The organism is Streptomyces sp. NPDC059906 (assembly GCF_042730645.1).
Lineage (GTDB): Bacteria > Actinomycetota > Actinomycetes > Streptomycetales > Streptomycetaceae > Streptomyces > Streptomyces rubrogriseus.
In genome coordinates, this window is record NZ_JBHWKU010000002.1 from 416,644 (window position 1) to 436,194 (window position 19,551).

At 73.9% G+C, this 19,551-nt stretch carries 21 protein-coding genes; 7 read left to right on the forward strand and 14 right to left on the reverse strand.

Annotated elements, in window-relative coordinates; genetic code table 11:
* Positions 1-5: 5 nt before the first annotated feature.
* Together ACFV9J_RS04860 and ACFV9J_RS04865 are read right to left on the reverse strand one after the other, a co-directional pair.
* Positions 6-1,460: a sugar transferase gene (locus tag ACFV9J_RS04860; RefSeq protein ID WP_385349861.1), complete on the reverse strand. Its 1,455-nt coding sequence runs from the start codon at positions 1,458-1,460 to the stop codon at positions 6-8.
* On the reverse strand, positions 1,457-2,746 hold the full coding sequence (locus tag ACFV9J_RS04865; RefSeq protein WP_385349864.1) for a glycosyltransferase: 1,290 nt from the start codon (positions 2,744-2,746) through the stop codon (positions 1,457-1,459). Before ACFV9J_RS04865 ends, ACFV9J_RS04860 begins: the two co-directional genes overlap by 4 nt.
* Before the next feature lie 267 nt (positions 2,747-3,013).
* Here ACFV9J_RS04865 and chpG point away from each other — a divergent pair, with 267 nt between their 5' ends.
* From chpG to ACFV9J_RS04895, 6 genes are all read left to right on the forward strand, one after another.
* Entirely contained in the window at positions 3,014-3,253 is a 240-nt protein-coding gene (gene chpG / locus ACFV9J_RS04870) for a chaplin ChpG (protein ID WP_007449696.1), read from the forward strand.
* Between the two features lie 275 nt (positions 3,254-3,528).
* Positions 3,529-4,275: a hypothetical protein gene (locus ACFV9J_RS04875; RefSeq protein WP_385349867.1), complete on the forward strand. Its 747-nt coding sequence runs from the start codon at positions 3,529-3,531 to the stop codon at positions 4,273-4,275.
* A 177-nt stretch (positions 4,276-4,452) separates the two neighbouring features.
* Positions 4,453-4,761 carry a hypothetical protein gene (locus ACFV9J_RS04880; protein ID WP_385349870.1) on the forward strand — a complete coding sequence of 103 codons (309 nt, stop codon included), beginning with the start codon at positions 4,453-4,455 and terminating at the stop codon, positions 4,759-4,761.
* Positions 4,762-4,871: 110 nt separating this feature from the next.
* Positions 4,872-5,387 carry a hypothetical protein gene (locus ACFV9J_RS04885; RefSeq protein ID WP_385349872.1) on the forward strand — a complete coding sequence of 172 codons (516 nt, stop codon included), beginning with the start codon at positions 4,872-4,874 and terminating at the stop codon, positions 5,385-5,387.
* Between the two features lie 118 nt (positions 5,388-5,505).
* On the forward strand, positions 5,506-6,084 hold the full coding sequence (locus ACFV9J_RS04890) for a tyrosinase family oxidase copper chaperone (RefSeq protein WP_385349875.1): 579 nt from the start codon (positions 5,506-5,508) through the stop codon (positions 6,082-6,084).
* The gene (locus ACFV9J_RS04895) at positions 6,068-6,934 is read left to right on the forward strand and encodes a tyrosinase family protein (protein WP_385349878.1); all 867 of its coding nucleotides are present in this window, start codon (positions 6,068-6,070) and stop codon (positions 6,932-6,934) included. The genes ACFV9J_RS04890 and ACFV9J_RS04895 overlap by 17 nt, the downstream gene beginning before the upstream one ends.
* 58 nt (positions 6,935-6,992) lie before the next feature.
* Here ACFV9J_RS04895 and chpF read toward each other — a convergent pair whose 3' ends face one another.
* Positions 6,993-7,265, reverse strand: coding sequence for a chaplin ChpF (gene chpF / locus ACFV9J_RS04900; RefSeq protein ID WP_385349881.1), 273 nt, complete (start codon positions 7,263-7,265; stop codon positions 6,993-6,995).
* 292 nt (positions 7,266-7,557) lie between these two features.
* Between chpF and ACFV9J_RS04905 the strand changes: the two genes are divergently transcribed.
* Entirely contained in the window at positions 7,558-8,136 is a 579-nt protein-coding gene (locus ACFV9J_RS04905; RefSeq protein WP_385350116.1) for a DUF2087 domain-containing protein, read from the forward strand.
* A 16-nt stretch (positions 8,137-8,152) separates the two neighbouring features.
* On the opposite strand, the gene ACFV9J_RS04910 is transcribed toward ACFV9J_RS04905, so the two are convergent.
* The 11 genes from ACFV9J_RS04910 to ACFV9J_RS04960 all read right to left on the reverse strand — a co-directional run bounded on the left by ACFV9J_RS04910 (position 8,153) and on the right by ACFV9J_RS04960 (position 19,391).
* Entirely contained in the window at positions 8,153-9,145 is a 993-nt protein-coding gene (locus ACFV9J_RS04910; protein ID WP_385349884.1) for a D-2-hydroxyacid dehydrogenase family protein, read from the reverse strand.
* 56 nt (positions 9,146-9,201) lie between these two features.
* Positions 9,202-9,990 carry a formylglycine-generating enzyme family protein gene (locus ACFV9J_RS04915; RefSeq protein WP_385349887.1) on the reverse strand — a complete coding sequence of 263 codons (789 nt, stop codon included), beginning with the start codon at positions 9,988-9,990 and terminating at the stop codon, positions 9,202-9,204.
* 158 nt (positions 9,991-10,148) lie between these two features.
* Complete coding sequence (locus ACFV9J_RS04920) at positions 10,149-10,694, reverse strand: hypothetical protein (protein ID WP_385349889.1); 546 nt, start codon at positions 10,692-10,694, stop codon at positions 10,149-10,151.
* 28 nt (positions 10,695-10,722) lie between these two features.
* The gene (locus tag ACFV9J_RS04925; protein ID WP_385349892.1) at positions 10,723-11,724 is read right to left on the reverse strand and encodes a clavaminate synthase family protein; all 1,002 of its coding nucleotides are present in this window, start codon (positions 11,722-11,724) and stop codon (positions 10,723-10,725) included.
* Positions 11,721-13,601, reverse strand: coding sequence for a WD40 repeat domain-containing protein (locus ACFV9J_RS04930; RefSeq protein WP_385349895.1), 1,881 nt, complete (start codon positions 13,599-13,601; stop codon positions 11,721-11,723). Before ACFV9J_RS04930 ends, ACFV9J_RS04925 begins: the two co-directional genes overlap by 4 nt.
* A gap of 121 nt (positions 13,602-13,722) precedes the next feature.
* Entirely contained in the window at positions 13,723-14,880 is a 1,158-nt protein-coding gene (locus ACFV9J_RS04935; RefSeq protein WP_385349898.1) for a hypothetical protein, read from the reverse strand.
* A complete protein-coding gene (locus ACFV9J_RS04940) occupies positions 14,877-16,247 on the reverse strand; it encodes an MDR family MFS transporter (protein ID WP_385349901.1) in 1,371 nt (456 codons plus the stop codon). The genes ACFV9J_RS04935 and ACFV9J_RS04940 overlap by 4 nt, the downstream gene beginning before the upstream one ends.
* Complete coding sequence (locus ACFV9J_RS04945) at positions 16,244-17,371, reverse strand: glycosyltransferase (protein WP_385349903.1); 1,128 nt, start codon at positions 17,369-17,371, stop codon at positions 16,244-16,246. The genes ACFV9J_RS04940 and ACFV9J_RS04945 overlap by 4 nt, the downstream gene beginning before the upstream one ends.
* Positions 17,372-17,384: 13 nt before the next feature.
* Positions 17,385-18,527, reverse strand: a complete 1,143-nt coding sequence (gene ribD, locus ACFV9J_RS04950) for a bifunctional diaminohydroxyphosphoribosylaminopyrimidine deaminase/5-amino-6-(5-phosphoribosylamino)uracil reductase RibD (protein WP_385350119.1) — start codon at positions 18,525-18,527, stop codon at positions 17,385-17,387.
* 55 nt (positions 18,528-18,582) lie between these two features.
* A complete protein-coding gene (gene ribA / locus ACFV9J_RS04955) occupies positions 18,583-19,227 on the reverse strand; it encodes a GTP cyclohydrolase II (RefSeq protein ID WP_385349906.1) in 645 nt (214 codons plus the stop codon).
* A 2-nt stretch (positions 19,228-19,229) separates the two neighbouring features.
* Positions 19,230-19,391, reverse strand: coding sequence for a hypothetical protein (locus tag ACFV9J_RS04960; protein WP_385349909.1), 162 nt, complete (start codon positions 19,389-19,391; stop codon positions 19,230-19,232).
* Positions 19,392-19,551 lie beyond the last annotated feature (160 nt).

Genomic DNA, 19,551 nt, shown 5'->3' on the forward strand with positions numbered 1-19,551 from the left:
CTGGGTCAGCTCCCCGTGGGACGTACGAGCGCGGCGGCCGTGCGCAGCAGGATGCAGACGTCCCGCCACAGCGACCAGTCGTCGATGTAGGCGTTGTCGAAGCGGGCCCGGTCCTCGATGGAGGTGTCGCCGCGCAGCCCGTTGATCTGGGCCAGGCCCGTGATCCCGGCCGGCACCCGGTGGCGGGCCGCGTAACCGGGGTGGGTCTGGCTGAACCGGGCCACGAAGTACGGGCGTTCGGGACGCGGGCCGACCAGGCTCATGTCGCCCCGGAAGACGTTCCACAGCTGCAGCAGCTCGTCCAGCGAGGTGCGCCGCAGGAAGCGGCAGAACCACGGCATCCGGCGTTCGTCCGCCACGCTCCACCGGGTCGCCGACTCGTGCTCGTCGGCCGGGCGGTGGGTGCGGAACTTCAGCAGCGTGAACGGCCTGCCGCCCTCCCCGACCCGCTCCTGGCGGAACAGCACCCCGGGACCGCCCACCACCCGCAGCACCGCCGCGCAGGTCAGCAGCAGGGGGCTCAGCAGCAGCAACAGCACCCCCGAGACCGTGACGTCCAGCATCCGCTTGCCCGCGCCGCCGGGGCGCCGTGCCGCCGGTTCCAGGCGCCGGCAGGCGAACCCGGCGATGCGGTCCCCGGCCGGGCGGGTGGGGGCGTCGGCGTGTTCGGGCGCCTCGGCGTCCAACTCCCACACCCTGCACCCCGACTCGGCCAGCGTCCGCAGCAGCGCCGCCTGCCGGGGCCGTGCCGAGGGGTTCACCGGGGAGCCGGCGACCACGACGTCCCGTACGCCGTTCTGGACGACCGCCCGCCGCACCTCCTCGTCCGTGGACAGCACCGGCAGGCCCGCGGTGCCGCCCGGCCCGCCGGTGACGATCCCGACCGGGCGCAGCCCGCAGCGCGGGTGGCGCAGCAGCGCCGAGGCCACGCGCCGCGCGGTCGCGGCGGGACCGACGACCAGGGCGGCGCGGGGGCGGTTCAGGAGCGCCGTACGGTGTCTGCGGTGCACCGCGCCCCGGCCGGCGCAGCCCGTCACCGCGTGCAGCAGGAAACCGGCACACAGGGTGCGCGCGGACAGCGCGTGCGTGGGCGCGTACGCCGCGAGGAGCGCCGCGAGCACCAGCCACACCACCGCGATCCGGCCGCACAGGGCGGGCAGGTCGTCCAGCGCGCCGGAGGACCGCCGGGCCGGGCGCGGGCGCAGCAGGAGCGAGGCGGCGACCAGCAGGGCCGCGAGCAGGGGTTGGTGCGGGGTACCGGTGAGGACCAGCGAGCCCGGCAGGGCCGCCGCGCCGTCCGCGACGAGCAGCGGCAGCGGGAAGTCCTGCCGTGGTGCGGGGCGCCGGTCGGGCAGCCGCGGGCCCGCGGTGCCGTCGCGCGGCGGCAGCACCGAGACGGGGGAGGAGCCGAGGTCGCGCGACCGGCCGGCGGGGGAGGGAACGGTGCTTTCCGCGCTCACGGGTAGGTGGACTCCCTGCACTCGATGGGCACGACGGCCGACCGCCGCACGGCCGCGGGCCTGTCGCCGATGTCGCCGCTGCTGTCGTCGCCGTCGGTGTGCGCCGCGGGCGCGGGACGTACGCCGTCCAGGAGGCCGCCGTACAAGAGGTCGCCGTACAGGGCCGCCACCGCCCCGGCCGTGTGCCGTACGTCGTGCGCGGACCGCACGTGCGCCCGCCCCCGGCGGCCGAGCGACGCCCGCAGCGGCGCGTCGAGCAGCAGGGCTGCGGCGACGTCGGCCAGCGCCGCCGGATCCTCGGGCGGCACCACACAGTGCGGTACGAGAGCGGGCGGCAGGCCCTCGCGGGCACCGTCCACGTCGGTCACCACCACGGGCCGCCCGCAGGCCATCGCCTCCAGCGGGGCCAGGGCCATGCCCTCCCAGCGCGACGGCAGGACCACCAGGTCGGCGGCCCGGTACCAAGGGGCCGCGTCGGCGACGGTCCCCGTGAACAGCACGGACGCCGGGGCCCGCGCGGTCAGCCGGGCGCGGTCCGGGCCGTCGCCCACGAGGACCAGCCGGGCGCCCGGCACCCGCGCGAGGACGGACTCCCAGGCGCTCAGCAGGACGTCCTGGCCCTTCTGCCGGCACAGCCGGCCCACGCAGACCACCAACGGCGCGTGGGGGCCGACGCCGTGGAGCCGCCGCACACCGGCCGCGTCGGCGGAGGCGTCGGCGGGGGTCTTGCCGGGGGCGTCGGCGGACGGGCCGGCGAGGTCGACGCCGTTCGGGATCACCGTCCAGGGCCCGCGCAGCCCGGCCCGCGTCCCCCGCAGCCGTTCCGCCTCGCTCACGCACACCGTCCGCGCCGTCCAGCGCGCCGCCCACCGCTCCCAGCCGAGCGCGAGGAGCGCGGCGGGCCCGCCGACCGCCTCGAACGACCAGGCGTGCGGCTGGAACACGGTCGGGATCCGGCCCCGCACGGCCAGCCGCCCGGCCAGACCGGCCTTGGCGCTGTGCGCGTGCACCAGGTCGGGCCGTACGTCCTCGACCACGCGCACGAGCCGCCGTACCTCCCCCACCAGCGCCGGGCCGGGCGAGCGGGTCGACGGCCAGTGCCGCACATCGGCGCCCAGCGCACGCAGCCGGTCGGCGAGGTCCCCGGCGGGGCAGGCGACCGCGACGCGCAGTCCGGCGGCGAGCTGAGCCCGCGTCAGGTCCGCCACCACCCGTGCGACCCCGCCGTCCACCGGTTGGGTGAGGTGCAGAACCCGTGGCCGCAAGCCGGTCGGTGGCAGGTGCATGCGCGTTTCCTCGCCATACGGGTGCGTCGAACGGGATACGTCGAACGGGTGCGTCGAATGGGTGCGTCGAATGGGTGCGTCGAATGGTGTGGGACTCTAGCTGCTATCCGTACTAATACGGCGAAATCGGGTAAGTGTGTTGGATTTGTGAACGCCGGTATTTCGCGAGATCACCCCTTTGGCGGCACAACTCGCGCCCGTGCCACGCGTTGACACTGCGCCGGGCAGCCGCCCGGATGTGTGTACAACCCCAAGGAGCACTTCTCCATGTCGCGTATCGCGAAGGGCCTGGCCCTGACCTCCGTCGCCGCCGCCGCGGTGGCGGGCACCGCCGGTGTCGCCGCCGCCGACAGCGGCGCGCAGGCCGCCGCCGCCCACTCCCCGGGCGTCCTGTCCGGCAACGTGGTGCAGGTCCCGGTCCACATCCCGGTCAACGTCTGTGGAAACACCATCGACGTCATCGGCCTGCTGAACCCGGCGTTCGGCAACGAGTGCGAGAACGACTGACGTCGGCTCACCACTTGCCGCACCGGCCGTCCGTACCGCGGTTCCTCCGCGAGCGGGCGGCCGGTTCGCGTTGCCGGGCGGACGGCGCTGTGCTGCCCCGAATGGGGGGACCGGGCCGCGACACGGCGCACGGACCTTGACAGGGCGTCTCACCAGGTAAGACGCGACCCCTGAGAAGGGCGGGCGGGCGCCCCGGGCCGCCGCCTGCGTTGCAGAGCGCCGAGGGCGCTTCCACGGTGGGCACAACATCCGACGCACCACCGAAAGGAACCCCCATGCGTCTGCCCGCACGGCGAATCGCCACCTCCGCTCTCTGCGCCGGCCTGCTGATCGGTATCTCCGGTCCGGCGGTGATGGCGGCCGACGGCGACTCGGTCCGGGAACGCACCCACGCGGCGTCCCGCGCACCCCTCCCCGACGCCGAGGAACTGCAGAGCCAGGTCGGCAGCCTGGCCGCTCTGGGCGGCGTGCTCACGCCCGTCACCGACATGCTCACCGCCGTCCTCAAGGCCGACGACGGCCAGCTCTCCGCCACGGACGCCGACAAGCTCTCCGCCGCCGTCAAGGACGCCCTCGCCAAGGCGGACGCGGCGGACACGGACGCCGACGACGCGGCGACCACCCCCGGCACGGCCACCCCGGCCCAGCCGCCGGCCGTGACCGCGCCGGAGGCCGGGACCGACACCCCGGTCACGCTGCCGGCGCCCGTCACGGCGCCCGTCTCGGCGCCGGGCGACGACGGGACGGCGGCGGCCTCCGACCTGACCGCGAGCGCGAACGCCGCGCTGCAGAAGCAGATCGACGCCCTGGTCAAGGCCACCACCTCCGGCACCGCCGAGCAGGTGACCCCGGCCGTCAATGACCTGATGACCGGCATCGTCAACGTCGTCGCCGCCACCATGGTCGGCAACGGGCTGCCCGCCGCGGACCTGGCCGGCCTGCCCGGCGTACCGACCGCGCCCGAGGCCACGACGCCGGAGGCGGCCGCTCCGGAGGCCGCCGCACCGGCGAACCCCTCCTGACGCCCCCACGGCGTCCCGGGCCGTCGCGCCTCCCCCATTCGGAGGCGCGGCGGCCCTTTCCGTGCCCGGAGATCTCATATGTCTTCCGGACGGCGGAGTTTCCGGGCCCGGCGCAGGTCGTTAGGGAGGGCGTCAGCACACCCTCCGGTGACACGGGTCGCCGAAGAAAGGAACACGATGAAGTCGAAGTCCCTCAAGGCCGCCGCCGTCGTCGCCGGTTCCCTGGCCGCCGCCGGTTCCGCCGTGCCCGCGTTCGCCTACGACGCCTCCGACGCCGCCGCGCTCACGCCCACCAGCCTCAACGGCGCCGTGAACGCGCTGACCGCGGAGCCCATCGACGTCATGCCGATCAAGCACCAGTCGGAAGCGCGGTCCGACGCGCTGGACACCGAGAACAAGGACTCCGTCCTGCACACCGTGAAGGGCGCCACCACGAAGCTGAACTCCGCGAACGGCCTGCTGGGCGGCCTTCCGCTGGGCGGCTGAACCACCCCGCCCCCGCTCCCGCTCCCGTCCTGCCTCCGCCTTCCCGAAGCCGTACCTCCCGCCCTCCCGAAGCCGAACCTCCCGCCTTCTCGAAAGGGACCGTGCCTGTCATGAAGCCGACCACCAGACGAACCCTGGCCGCCGTGGTCACCGGTGTGGCCGCCGCCGTCGGCGTAGCCGCGACCCCCGCCGCCGCGGCCCGCGCGGTTCCCGTGCCGGTGCCGCTGGGCGGCGCGGAGACGGCCCTCGGCATGGAGTTGCCCGAGGTGGCCGGCGAGCTGCCGGTGCCTACGGCGGGCGCGCCCAAGGGCCCGCGGTACGTCGAGGGCCGGCTGCTGCCGGAGCGGACGCTGCCGCAACTGCCGGTGCGCGGCGGGCTGCCCGGCGTCGACGTGCGCCAGCCGCTGCCGCACGTCCTCGGCGACGACTTCGACCACGCCGGTGTCGACGCCCCCGCCGCCGGGCTGCGCACCCTGGCGCCGGGACTGTCCCTGGACGCCCCGCTCACCGCGCCGAACCCCGAGGCCCTCGGCCTGCCGGCGCCCAAGCTTCCCGAGGTCGGCGTGCTCGCCCCGGTGGTCCAGACGGTTCCGGTGGCCGACCTGGGCGTCGGACCGGGTCTGTAGCCCCCCGACGGCCTCGCTCCCGGAGAGGTCGTGCTCCGAGTGGCCCTGCGGGCGGTGACCGCGGGGCCCGCCGTTCGGTTAGCGGTGCGGACCAACCGAACCGGAAGAGGAGTGAGCCATGGTCGGCAACGCGGGCGCGACGGCGAACGGCGCCGAGCGGGAGTACACGGCGGAGGACGCGGCGAGAGGCGGGCCGGGGTCCGGGACCCGACGGCAGGTGATGCGGGGGCTGCTCGCCCCGGCCCTCGCCGTCGGTCTGGCGCCCCTGATCGCCGCCTCACGACCCTCCGGGGCCGCGGAGGCCGCCACCACCGGACGGCGTTCCGCCCACCCCGGGCCGCACGCCGCCGAGTCCGCCGAGTCCGCCGAGTCCGTTGAAGGGGCAGCCGAGGGGGCCGAGGGCGGCGCCTTCGACGAGACCTACCGCGGGCGGCGCATCCGGGGTATCCGCTCGGCCGCGGGGCGGGCGGTGGGCGCCGGTAGCTGGCAGGTCACCGTGGACGGCCGGCCGCTGCACCTGATGCGCCGCGCGGACGGCAGCTGGCTGAGCATGGTCGACCACTACCGGTCGTACCCCACCCCGCTCGCCGCGGCCCGCGGCGCCGTCGACGAACTCGGCCCCGGCGAGCACCTGCGCGACACCCCGTCCACGGACCACGGCCGGCACTCCGGGGGGCGGCATGGCGTACACGCGTAAGGACGTCAGCACGCTGACCCGCACCGAGAAGCGGCGGTTCGTCGACGCGCTGCTGGAGATCAAGCGACGCGGGGAGTACGACGAGTTCGTGCGCACCCACATCGAGTACTACGTCTCCGACGGCGAGAACGGCCTGCGTACGGCGCACATGGCGCCGTCCTTCCTGCCCTGGCACCGCCGGTTCCTGCTGGACCTGGAGGAGGCGCTGCGCCGGGTCGACCCGTCGGTCACGGTGCCGTACTGGGACTGGACCAAGGACCGCAGCGCCAAGTCGGCGCCCTGGACCGCCGACCTCCTCGGCGGCACCGGGCGGCGGTCCGACCACCGGGTGACCACCGGCCCCTTCGCCCACGCCGGGGGCAACTGGACCATCAGGGAGAACGTCACCGACACCGAGTACCTCACCCGGGACCTCGGACGCTCCGCCGACCCCCTCGGCCTGCCCTCCAGGAGCGACCTGGAGTGGGCGCTGGACGATGCGAAGTACGACACCTCGCCCTACGACTCCACGGTCCGCGAGGGGTTCCGCAACAAGCTGGAGGGGTGGGGGGCGGGCCGCGGCAGCGTGTCCTGGCGCAACCACAACCGGGTCCACCGCTGGGTCGGCGGGGCCATGGTCGGCGGCGCCTCCGTCAACGACCCGGTGTTCTGGCTGCACCACGCCTTCATCGACCTCCAGTGGTCCCGCTGGCAGGCCCGCCACCGCGGCGCCCGCTACCTGCCCGCCGAGCCGCCCGGCCGGGGCAGCGCACAGCGCGGGCGGATCGTCGCACGGCACGAGAAGCTGCCGCCGTGGGACGTGACACCGGACGAACTGGAGGACGTCGGCCGGATCTACCGCTACGCCTAGGCCAATACGGGAGGAGCCCCGGCCGGGAAGGCCGGGGCTCCTCGGGCGTCTTGCGGACTCAGCCGCCGTAGCCGCCGCTCTTGTCGTCGTCGTCGCCGTTTTCGCAGGCGTTGCCGAAGGCCGGGTTCAGCAGGCCGATCACGTCGATGGTGTTGCCGCAGACGTTGACCGGCACGTGCACCGGGATCTGGACGACGTTGCCGGACAGGACACCGGGCGAGCCGACGGCCGCGCCCGCCGCGCCCGCGTCCGCCATGGCCATGCCGGTGCCGCTGAGCACCACGGCTCCGGCGCCCAGGGCGACACCGGCGGCCTTCGCGATGCGAGACATCACGTTCTCCTTCTGACTCGGGGAGCGCGGCGGCAGGACGCGCCGCCGCACTGCCGGTTCAACGCATCCGGCCGCAGCGGGTCACGGGGGGAATGTGTGGATCACCCTTTTTGAACACGCGGTCCATGCGAGGTCCACGCGAGGTCCACACGTGGTCCACGCGTGGACCGGAGCGGCGGCTCCGGCGGAAAACCGTTCCCGTGCGCACCGGTGTGTCCACTAGCCTCCCGGCATGCCGAACGACCGAGCCGACTCGTCCACCGAGGCCGCCGAAACCTCGCGGTCTTCGTCCATGCCGTCCGCCCTGGCGGCACTGCCCGCCCTGTTCGCCGAGGAGAGCCGGGTGCGGGCCTTCGCGGCCGTGGCGCTGGGCGCGGGCGACGCCGCGCAGGTGGCCGGGGCGGCCGGCCTCTCCGCGAAGGAGACGGCCGGCGCGCTGCGCCGACTGCGGGAGCAGGGCGTGGTGACGTCCGGGGACGACGGCGGACTCGTCGTCGCCCACGGCCGTTTCCGGGAGCTGGCCCGCGTCGGCCGTGCGGAGTCGCGGGCGCCCCGGGACACCGCCGCGGCGGGCGGCGACGGACCGGGCGACATGATCGTGCGGACCTTCGTCAGGAACGGCCGGCTGGTGCGTCTCCCCGCACGCTGGACGCGCAAGAAGGTGGTGCTGCGGCACATCGCCGAGCAGACCTTCGCACCCGGCGTGGAGTACCCGGAGCGCACCGTCGACGAGAAGCTGCGCGCGTGGTGCGAGGACGGCGAGGTCGACCATGTGACGCTCCGGCGCCACCTGGTGGACTTCGGTCACCTGCGTCGGAGCGACGGCGTCTACGTGCGCCCGGCGGACTCCGCCCGGACGGGCACCGCCTGAGCCCGCCTGAGCCCGCCTACGCCCGGTTCGGGACCGGCGGCGGGGACCCGACGGGCAGCCGCCGTACGGGGGAGCCCGCGAGGTAGGCCCCGATCGCCTCGACGGCCTGGCCGTAGTACGTGGCGTAGTTGGCGCGCGAGACATAGCCCAGGTGGGGTGTCGCGAGCAGCCGCGGGGCCGTGCGCATCGGGTGGCCGGCGGGCAGCGGCTCGGTGTCGAAGACGTCCACGCCCGCACCCGCGATGCGGCCCTCGTGCAGCGCGGCGAGCAGCGCCTCCTGGTCGACGATCGCCGCGCGCGAGGTGTTGACCAGGTAGGCGGTCGGTTTGAGCAGGGCCAGTTCGGCGGGGCCGAGCAGGCCGCGGGTGCGCTCGCCCAGCGCCAGGTGGACGGAGACGAAGTCGGCGGTCCGCAGCAACTCCTCCTTGGAGGAGGCCAGTTCGACGCCGACCTCGTCGGTGCGTTCCCGGGTCAGGTTCTGGCTCCAGGCGCTCACCCGCATGCCGAAGGCCAGGCCGATCCGGGCCACCCGCCCGCCGATCTTGCCCAGGCCCAGCAGCCCGAGCCGGCGGCCGTGCAGGTCGGCGCCCACCGTCTGCTGCCAGGGGCCGCCCTCGCGCAGTCCGTTGCCCTCCTGGACGATGCCGCGGGCGAGGCCCAGCAGCAGGGCCCAGGTCAGCTCGACGGGCGGGGTCGAGGAGGAGGCCGTACCGCAGACGGTCACGCCGTGCGCGTCGGCGGCGGCGTAGTCGATCACGCTGTTGCGCATGCCGGAGGCGACCAGCAGCTTCAGCCGCGGCAGCCGGGCGATCAACGAGCCGGGGAACGGCACGCGTTCGCGCAGCGTGACCACGATGTCGGCGTCCGCGAGCGCCGCGGCGAGGGCGTCCTCGTCCGGGAAGTGGGTGCCGTGGGACACGACCTCCACCCGGTCGGCGACCGGCGACCAGTCGGCCGCCTCGGTCGCCACCCCCTGATAGTCGTCGAGTACGGCGCAGCGCAGTCGCACGGTGGGTGGTCCCTCTCGCCGAAGGGGCAGTGGCGGCCGCCGAGTCTACCGAGGCCTCAGGCGGAGGCGGAGGCGGAGGCCGAGGGGGAGGCGGAGGCCGAGGCGGTCCCGGCGGCCGGTGCCGCCAGGCGCAGCCCGACGCCGATGGCCGCCAGGTCCTCCTCGTACGCGCTGTGACGGCGGGCGCACCTGGCCAGGTCGCGGTCGTGCCGGAAGGCGCCACCGCGGGTGATGTGGGGGTCGAAGGCCCAGTCCTCGACCAGGGGGACGCCGGTGGGGGCGCCGGGGTACGGGGCGTACAGCGTGGAGGTCCACTCGTCCACGTTGCCCGCCATGTCCAGCACGCCGAACGGGCCCGCCCCGTCCGGGAACGAGCCGACCGGGGTGGTCGTGCCGATACCGAGGTCCACCAGGTTGGCCAGGCCCGTGCGGTACTCGTCGCCCCACGGGAACTCCCGGCCGTCGTCGCCGCGGGCCGCGCGCTCCCACTCGTCCTCGGTGGGGAGCCTGACGCCCGCATCGCCGCTCCGTTCGCCGAGCCACCGGCAGTAGGCCGACGCCGCCTCCCAGCTGACGCCGGTGACCGGATGGTCGTACGGAGCCGTTGGCGCCGGCCGGCCGGTGGCCGCGGCGAAGACGGACCACTGGCCGACCGTGACCGGGGTGCGGGCGAGCCGGAAGGCCGGAAGGCGGATCTCCGTGCTCGGCGCCTCCTTGAGGTACCACTCGACCGGCACCCCGGTGTCGGCGTAACGCTCGGCCACCAGCGGAATGTCGTCCGCCGGGGTGCCCCGGCGCACCACCCCCGCCGGGATCTCCACCCAGTCCACCGGTTCGATCCGCATCGCTCCTCCTCGGCCCGTCCAACCGTCCAACCGTCCAGCCGTCCAACGCCCAAAGTCCAAGCGTCCAAACGCCCAACCGTCCTGCGCGACCATCATGATCCACCCTGTCCGCCGGGGGCGGACCCGGCCGTGGACGGAGACCGACCGGGACTTCGGCACTAGGACCCCGCCCCCGCGTGGGCGAGGAGCGCCGCCCCGTAGGCCCGCAGGACCCGGTGCTCCCGCACGTGGACGACGGGGACGCGGCCGCCGCCCGGACCCGCCGGGTCGCATTCGGTCACCACCGCGGCATGGCGCAGCAGCACATAGCCGTCGGACGCCGCGGCGTGGAAGGCCGACGGATTCCCGCGCGCCAACTCGGCCCACTCCTGGTGCCCTTCGCCCAGCGCCGCGCGGGACGCCTCCAGCAGGCCCGGCTCGCACAGACCCGGCCGCAGTGCGTCCACGGCGATGCCGTCCACCGTGGTGGCGAGGTCGACGCAGACCGGACCGTCGCCCAGCCGGTGTTCCCCGAGCGCGCGCAGAGCGGTCTCGGCGGCCCAGTCCTGCTCCGTGCCCCGACGGGGCAGCAGGAGCGCGAAGACGGGCTCGCAGGCCGGCCGCGGGCCGGCCGGCCTGCTCACCCGCCAGATCGCGCAGATCCGGCAGGAGCCCCCGAGAGCTACGGCGTTGATGTGCAGCCCCGTGATCAAGGGTGGTGACATGCCCTCGGCTCCCGGTCGGCGGCGGTGCTCAGTGACTCAGCACGTGACCGTCGCCGGGGCGATGGTCACGCGAGCGTCGCAGGTCGGCCACCGCGAAGGTGCGCAGCAGCCAGCGGTCGCCCCCGTCGTAGCGTGGCCGGAAGGCCGTCCTGCCGTGCGTGGTCACCCGGTTGTCCACGATGGCGAGGTCTCCCGGCGTCAGCCGCACCGTGTGGGACGCGGTGTCGACGGCCGCCTCCAACTCGACGAGCGCCCGGCGCGCCTCGGGCGTCACAGCCGTGGTGGCGGAGAAGTCCACCCGCAGGTCCGGGTCCTCCGGGTCGCCGGTCAGCACCGGGCGTGGCGGCGTGGTCCCGGCCGCCGTCCCGAAGGAGGGCGGCGGCTGGGTGCTGAACTCCGGGCGGAACAGCGCCTCCCGGGTCCGCTCCGACAGCACGGGCAGCGCCTGGCGTATCGAACCGGTGCGCAGTCCCGCCGCCCCGTCGTGGTCGGCGCGCAGGCACAGCAGCATCACGAAGTCCGGGCGGTGCACGTGGAAGGCGTTCTCCACGTGGAAGGAGAGCAGCGTGGAGCCCGCGTTGCCCTCGAAGTCCTCCTTGCCCGGCACCGGCACCACGTCCTGCACCAGCGCGCCGGACTTCTCCGGGGCGTAGGCGGCCGGGTCGCCCAGACCACCGGCCGCGGTCATCAGCAGGGTGGCGGCCGGCACCGTCGCCTCCCGGCGGACGGAGCCGTCCGCCGTCGGGGTGGGCGGAAGCAGCGCCTCGTCCACCGGAAGGCCGGTGACCAGCGTCACCCCGCACTCGCCCGAGTTCCTGCGGAAGGCACGGACGGCCGCTCGTAGGCGGGCCGGCAGCTCCTCCCACCCTTCGCGGGCCGCGGCGGTCGTCTCCGGGTCGTCGAGGCCGCCGCCCGCGGCGCGGCACACGCGCTCCGCGACATGCCGTACCACCGCCGTCTCGGCCTCGATCAGGGCGAGCGACGCGGGGGTGCCGACCGGCAGGCTCAGGGAAGGGCTCAGGGAGGTCATCGGGAACCCTCCCGGACCCGCCAGTCCGTGGCGGGCTCGGCCGGGGCCGGCGGCCGGGCGGGGTCGGCGTCCGGCGTCCAGGTGAACACCTTGCTGTCCCAGGAGGCGGTGACCGCGTCGTCGCCGAGCCAGCAGACCGCGCTCACCGCGCTGCCGTGTCCCTCCAGCACGTGCTGGTGGAGCGGGGCCAGCGTCTTCGGGTCGAGGACCCACAACCGGCCGGTGAAGTCGTAGGAGCCCGTGACGAGCAGGGGCTCGCCGCCCGGGTGCCAGGCCGCGCACTTGGCCGACTCGTCATGGCCGACCAGCACCTGGAGCAGTTCCCCGCTCTCCAGGTCGTAGATGCGGCTGGTGCGGTCGCGGGAGACCGTGGCGAGCAGCGCCCTGCCCGCCACGGTGGTCACGGACCCGCCGTTGATCAGCTCGCCGTGGCCGCCGAAGGAGCGGATCAGTGTGCCCTCGGTGGTGATGAGGTGGGCCCGGCGGTCGGTCGAGTAGGTGACCAGCCGGTCCGCGTCCACCCAGGAGACGTCCTTGATGGCGCCGTCGTGGCCCGCGTAGTGCACTCCGGGAACCAGCTCGCGCCCCGTCCAGGCGTACAGGTCGAGCCCGCCCTCGTAGTCGGCGACCGCCAGCCGCTTCCCGTCCGGCGACCACGCGGCCCGGTTCACCGGGTGCTCGCGCTGGACGGCGGCGACGTCGCGGCCGGTCACGGCATCGGCCACGCCCACCCGCCCGGAGAACGATCCGTAGGCGACGAGCCCCGGCAGCTCGGCCGAGACGGCGACCGTGTTGACCAGGCTGCCGTTGCCCACCGGTACCTCGGTCGCGGTGGCGCCGCGGTGGCTCCAGACGCGGATCGTGCCGTTGTCGCCGCCCGCCGCCAGCACCTCGCCGGCGGCCGAGACGTGATTGACGCCGTGCGTGGGCACCGACGCCTCCAGCGTGATCTCCCGCACCTCGTCGGGCAGGGCGTCCGCGGGGATCTCGGGCACGTCGATCACCGCGGGCCGGGCCGAGAAGGTGCCCGCGACCACGGTCCTGCCGTCCGCGGACCAGTCCACCGCGCGGGGCCACAGGTGCGCGCCGTACCAGCGCACCAGCGGGCGGCAGTCGGCGATGTCCCAGAGGGTGATCGTGCTGTCGTAGGCGCCGATGACGATCCGCGAGCCGTCCTGGGACCAGGCGACCGACTTCACGGCGGCGGTGTACGGGCCGACCTTGGTGACCAGCTCGCCGTCGGTGCGCACGATGTGCACGAAGCCGTCGTCGCAGCTGGCGGCGAGCAGGGTTCCGTCGGGGGACCAGCGGCACATCTCCGCGTGACCGGCCTGGGGCAGGTCGCGCAGCAGGGAGCCGTCGGTGTCCCAGAGGCGGATGGTGGCGTCCTCGCCGCAGCTGGCCAGGACACCCGTGGGCGCGGCGTCGACCGACATGCAGTGGTCGGCGTGGAAGATGACGCCCTCCTGGAGCACACCGGTCCGGATGTCCCAGATCCGGCCCGTACCGTCCTGCGAGACGGTGACCAGGCGGTTCTCGTCCAGCCAGGCCAGTGCGTTCAGGTCGTCGGGCTGCCGGGCGAGCAGCTGGACCTGACGGCCCGTGGCCACCTCCCAGACACGGCAGGTCTTGTCGGCCGACCCGCTGGCGAGCAGCCGGCCCGAGGGGGAGAACCGCACCCCGTTGACCAGCCGTGAGTGACGGCCGACCCAGCGGGGGGACGTACCGGAGCGGTCCCACAGGACCACCCGGCCGTCGTACCCCGCACTGGCGTAGTGGGCGCCGTCGGGGCTGAACGCCACGGTGGTCTGGGGAGAGGCGTGGACGGCCGCGCTGTTGCTCGCGGCCTGCGGGTGGAACACGTCGACTGTCCGCATGGTCTTCTCGAACTCCTGACAGAGCAGTTGGAAGGAACAGAAGGAACAGAAGGAACAGAGAGAGCAGAGAGAGCAGAGAGAGCAGAGAGAGGGGGCGGGAGGGGCGGGGTGTGCCGCCGTGTCAGGCGCGGGTGGCCGCGGCCAGTTCCGCTCCCGCGCGCAGGCCCTCCTCGGTCAGCCTGCGCAGCGGCTCCATGACCCGGTGCAGCAGAGGAAGCCCCACGACCTGGGCCAGACCGCCCAGCGGGATGGTCTCCACGGCCCGCGCGCGGACCGCGGGGTCCGGGCCCCGGGAAGCGGCGCCCGTGGGGGCGGGAAGGCGTTCCAGGGTGATGCCGTACAGGACGGCCGCCGTCCACGCCGCGGTCGCGTGGTGGATGTGCAGCCCGGCGCCCGCGAGGTCGCGCAGCAGCGCCGCGGGCGTCGGTTCGCGCCGGGCCGCCTCCCGGACCAGGACCGGATCGACGCCCGTCCGTTGGACGGTCTCGTCCCAGTAGGCCTTGGTGTGGCCGCCGCCGGGGCCCGTCGGGACGATTCCGTAGACGTGCCCCTTGAAGAAGTGGGGGTAGAAGTCCAGCGCCTGGAGGGTGGACGAACCCGTGTGGCCCCCGGGCGCGTCGTCCGCGAAGCACGGCGAGAACCTGGGCCCCTGCACGTCGTTGCCCACGAGGCTGTCACCGCCCCGGTGCTCCACCAGGTTGGGGACGGCGATGAAGAGCGCTCGGCCGCGTTCCCGCAGGAACGCGCTCAGGGCCTCGTCGTCCGGGGGCGTGCCGTGCGCGAGCAGCCGCCGTGCGTGGTCGGCGAAGCCGGCGGCCAGGGCGCGGGGGAGGACCACGGCCAGCGAGGGCGCGTACTCGTCCGGGATGGCCCGGGCCCAGCCGGCGCCACTGAGTGCGGCGAGCCGTACGGCGGAGCCGTTCCAGTGGTTCCAGTTGCTGTAGAAGGCGATCGGATCGTCCGGGCGGCCGCGGACGGCCTCCGCCACCAGGTCCAGGAAGTTCTCGGCGGGCACCACGTCGTCCTGGAGCACGAGCCGGTGACGCGCCTCGCCGTACGGGCCGGCCCACGCGGCGGCCGCGGTGCGCAGGGGGCTCGGCGGCCCCTCCGGGTCCGGGTCGAGGACGAGCGCGCGGTCGTCGCCGTGCAGTCGGGCGAGCAGGGCCTCCGCCTGGTCCCGTCGCCGGGGGTGGGCCATGACCCTGATGCCGGGGAGGCGGGGGGTGGTACGGGCGGGAGCGGGGGAGAGGCCGTGGGTACCGGCCGAGGTCTGCGTCATGTCACATCCTTGGTGGACACGGGGCGGGTGCTCTGGCCCGGCCCCAGGTCGAGGGACGCCGCTTCGTCACTCGGGTGGTCCGGCGGGGGAGCCCCGGTCTTCGCTCCCCGGGGAGTGGGGCCGGGCCGGTCGGCGGGCGCGATCCGGTACGCGGTGGCCTGGATGCCGATCGCCGCGAGCAGGGCGATCCCACCGAACGCGGCGCACACCCACAGCGCCCCGCGGTCCAGCACGAACCCGGCGAGCAGCGGGATGAAGAGGCCGGAGACTGCCCAGGAGAGCTGGAAGAGCGACATGTAACGGCCGCGGATCGCCGCCGGAGCGCTGCTCGCCACCAGCGCGTTGGCCGCGGGCAGGCTGATCATCTCGCCCAGCGTGAAGGTCAGCATCACGGGGACGAGCACCACGATCGCCGTGGTGGCGGGCACCTTGGTCACCAGATAGAGGCCGGTGAAGACCACGACGAAGATCAGCCCGGCGCGCACGATCAGCCGCTGCCGCGGAACGTGGGACACCCTCGCCGTCACCGGCATCTGCGCCAGCATGATGGCGACGCTGTTGATCCCGAGGAAGAGGGCCGGTGTCCAGTCGGGCAGCTCCATGATCTCCACGGCGTAGGCCGGCAGGATCGTCGAGGGCAGGGCCCAGGCGAAGGTGAGGAGCATGAAGAAGAAGCAGAACCCGGTGAACGCGTGATCCGTGAAGGCGTCCCGCCAGCCGGGGGCCGGCCGGCCGGGGTTCTCCTCCTGCTCCTCTTCCTCCGTGGCCCCGGGCTTCTGGCCCGGCCGGGTCGCCGGGATCCGGACTCCGGCCAGCAGCACCGCGGCGACGAGTGACGTGACCACGTTCAGGGCCAGCACCAGGTCGGCCGCCCCGTGGCCGAAGACGACGGTCAGTCCCGAGCTGGCCAGGGCTCCGGTGGCCACGGTGAAGTTCTTGATGGTCCCGACCGCGGCATAGGTGGCGTCGAGCTTGCGGCCCGAGGCCAGATCCACCACGATCACCGGCCAACTCGCCCAGTACAGACGGTCACCGGCCATGACCAGGAACGTCGCCACCGCGATCAGCGTCCACTCGGAGGCGAACGGGTACAGGCCGTAGCCCAGCGCCGTGACCAGGTTGCTGGAGACCAGCACGGCCTTCGGGGAGAACCGGTCGACCAGCCAGCCGGCCAGCAGGGCCGTCGGCAGGGCGGCGAGTGTGCCGGCGCTGACCGCCGAACCGATGGCCGAGAAGGACAGCCCGGTGTTGTAGGAGAAGTAGAGGAACGCCAGCGGAGCGAACAGGCCCCAGCCGAAGGTGTCGATGAAGACGGAGGAGAAGATGCGGCCGCGCTGCGGGATGCGGGGCAGGCCCAGACTGATCACGTCGTGCCCTCCCCGGTCTCGGGCCGCACCTTGTGCCAGGTGTCGCGGCCGGTCGCCAGCTCCCAGACCGCGCGCCAGGCCGACGTCGACTCCAGGAGCTCGAACGGCAGCAGCAGGGCCCAGCCCGAGCCGATCCGCAGCACCTCCCACACCGGGTCGCGCGAGACGCTGCGGACGCGCAGTGCCTCGCCGAGGAGCAGTGCGGCGGCGGGCAGGCGCAGCGCGCGGTAGCGCACGGCCGCGGCCGTCACCGGCAGCACGCCGAGCTGGCCGAGCAGGCTGAGGGTCATCAGCGCCACGGCGGTCCGCGGCCGGGCCGGCAGTGGCCTTCCGCGCAGGAAGCGGGCCCCGATGTCCAGTTGGCCGCGGATCCATCGGGTGCGCTGCCGCAGCGCGGGCCCGACCACCGAGGTGCGGGTCCCGTACGAGAAGGAGACGATGCGCCCCATGCGCACTCCGGCGGCGGCGGCCCGCACCGCCCACTCGTACAGCTCCTCGACGCCGTCCTCGCTCAGCGGCCCGACCTCGCTCAGGGCCGTACGGCGGAAGTAGATCGAACTGCCGAGAAGCATGTGCATGCCGGTTCGGCGATTGACGTACTCCATGGCGCCGAAGAACGCCGCCGACTGCGCGAGCGTGATCCGGTTGACCAGGTCACCGCCCGCCTCGGGCAGCTCGATGGCGTCGACGACGTCCAGGCCGCGGGCGTCGAGCGCGGCCACGGCCTGCCGCAGCTGGCGCGGGTCCGGGACCGTGTCCGCGTCGTACAGGGCGACGAACGGGTCGTCGACCGAACGCAGCGCGTGGTTCAGGGCCTTGGCCTTCGGCGTCATCGAGGGCACCGGCACGACCCGCAGCCCGCCGCCGAAGTCCGCCCGCGCCGACGCGGCGACGCTCTCGGCGGCCGCCACGTCCTCGGGGTACCGGGCGTCGACGAGCCAGCACACGGACAGCCTGTCGTGCGGGTAGTCCAGCGACCGGAGCATGTCGGCGGAGCGCCGCAGGATCGCGGGGGTCTCCCGGTAGAAGGGGACGAGGACCGTGACCGGGGGGAGCGCCGACGTGGCGGCCCCTGGGTGTTCCCGGGGTGTGAGACGGGCGTTGGGGAGGAGAAATCCGGTCACTGTGTCCCTCCGGTCACTGTGTCACTCCGGTCCTGGCGGGAGGCCGTAGTTCGACCCGCAGGTCGGGTCCGATCCGGTCCACCGAGGCGATGCGGAACCGGTGTGCCTCGCGGATCGACCCGATCCCCAGCGGTCCGGTGGCGCTGACTCCCTCGGAGCCCAGGAGGAGGGGCGCGACATAGGCGACGACACGGTCGACGAGCCCGGCGCGGACGAAGGAGGCGGCGAGCGCGGGGCCCCCTTCGACCAGCACGGACCGCACTCCCCGGCCGTCCAGCGCGGCGAGCAGGTCGAGAGGCGGGAAGTGCCCGCGCGCGTCGGTCTTCAGACGCAATACGTCGGTGCCGCTGGTGCTGGTGCTGGTGCTCGTGCTGGTGCTGTTGTCGCGGTCGCGGTCGCTGTCGCTGTCGTTTTCGCCGTGGTCGGCGGTTCCGGTGGCCGGATCGGTCACCACGAGCGTCGGGGCCGCACCGTCCAGCAGCCGGGAGTCCGGCGGCAGCTCACCGCGGGCGTCCAGCGCGATCCGCAGGGGAGGGTGTCCCACGACGCCGTGACGCAGGTCGAGCCGGGGATCGTCGTACCGCCAGGTTCCCGAGCCGACGAGGACCGCGTCGTGCCGGGCGCGCAGTTCGTGGGCGTCCGCCCGGGACTCGGCCGAGCTGATCCAGCGGGCGGAGCCGTCGGCGGCGGCGCTGCGGCCGTCCAGGGTCGCGGCGAACTTCCAGGTGACGAAGGGCCGTCCGGCGCGTACGGCGGTGAGCCACATCTCCAGTACGGCCTCGGCCTCGGCCCGGAGGACCCCGCCGACGACCTCGACCCCGGCGTCGGCCAGCCGTCTCGCGCCGCCGGCCGCGACCCGGTTCGGGTCCGCCACCGCGAACAGGACGCGGCGGACCCCTGCCTCGATCAAGGCCCTGGAGCAGGGGCCGGTGCGGCCCTGGTGGTCGCAGGGTTCGAGGGTGACCACGGCGGTGGTCCCGCGTTGCCGCCCCTGTGCCCGCCGCAGCGCGTCGACCTCCGCGTGCGGGGTGCCCGGCCCCCGGTGGACACCGGTCGCGACCGTCGTGCCCTGCGCGTCGAGCAGTACGCAGCCGACCGCGGGATTGGAACCGGTCGATCCCACCTCGGCCCCGGCCAGCTCCAGCGCACGGCGCATGGCGGCCAGTTCCCGCGGGGTGACCGGGGTCGGCTCCTCGGGCCGGCCGCGTCCCTCAGACCTCGAGTGCATGACCGGCTCGTTCGCGCTTGGCCGTCAGGTAGGCCTGATTGTTCTCATTGACAAAGGTCCCCGTCGTGACGACGTCCGATATGACAACGCCGTGCGAACGCAGCTGGTTTCCCTTCTCCGGGTTGTTGGACAGCAGGCGGATTCTGGGCACGCCCAGGGCGCTCAGCATCTCGGCCGCCACCCGGTAGTCCCGCAGATCATGGCCGAAATTGAGCACTGCATTCGCTTCGAAGGTGTCCAGACCCCCGTCCTGCAGCAGGTAGGCGTCAAACTTGTTGTACAGCCCGATACCGCGCCCCTCCTGTCGCAGATACAGGATGATGCCGCCTTCGTGGGAGCACATGGCGAGTGCCTCGTGAAGTTGTGGACCGCAGTCGCAGCGCTGAGATCCGAAGACGTCACCGGTGAGGCATTCGGAATGTACCCGCACCAGCGGATCGCTCTTCCTTTCCCAGCCCGGCATAAGGAGCGCGACGTGTTCGCGGCCGTCGTGCAGCCCGTCGAAACTGACCATGGTGCTCGCCCGGCGTCCCAGGCCGGGGACATCGATGGGAACCTCCACCCGGGCCCTCACCTGCACGGCGGGGGAGGGGGCGACGATCACGTCTTCGTTCTCTTCGGTGCGCATGGTCATCCCCACTGCGAGTCGTCCGTCGAGTCGGTGAAGGCAGAGATATCGAACTGCGATTCGTGCTGCGCTGTGTCAGAAAATGCGGCGAACGCTCCCAGAGAAAGGAACGCGGAAAGGGTGAACGCGGCGATCGCCGTGCGTAAAGGCGCGGTCTTGAACATACAGCTGCCCCCTGTTTTCGCCCGCCGTCAATGCCGGGTCGAGTTGCCGTGATGTCTGCTGGAGATCTTGCGTCCCGCTCCGGCCTTGTGCCAAGAGGAAAATGTGGCATGATCATGCATTGCCGGAATCTGAAGGATGTACAGATGTGTGTGAAACTGG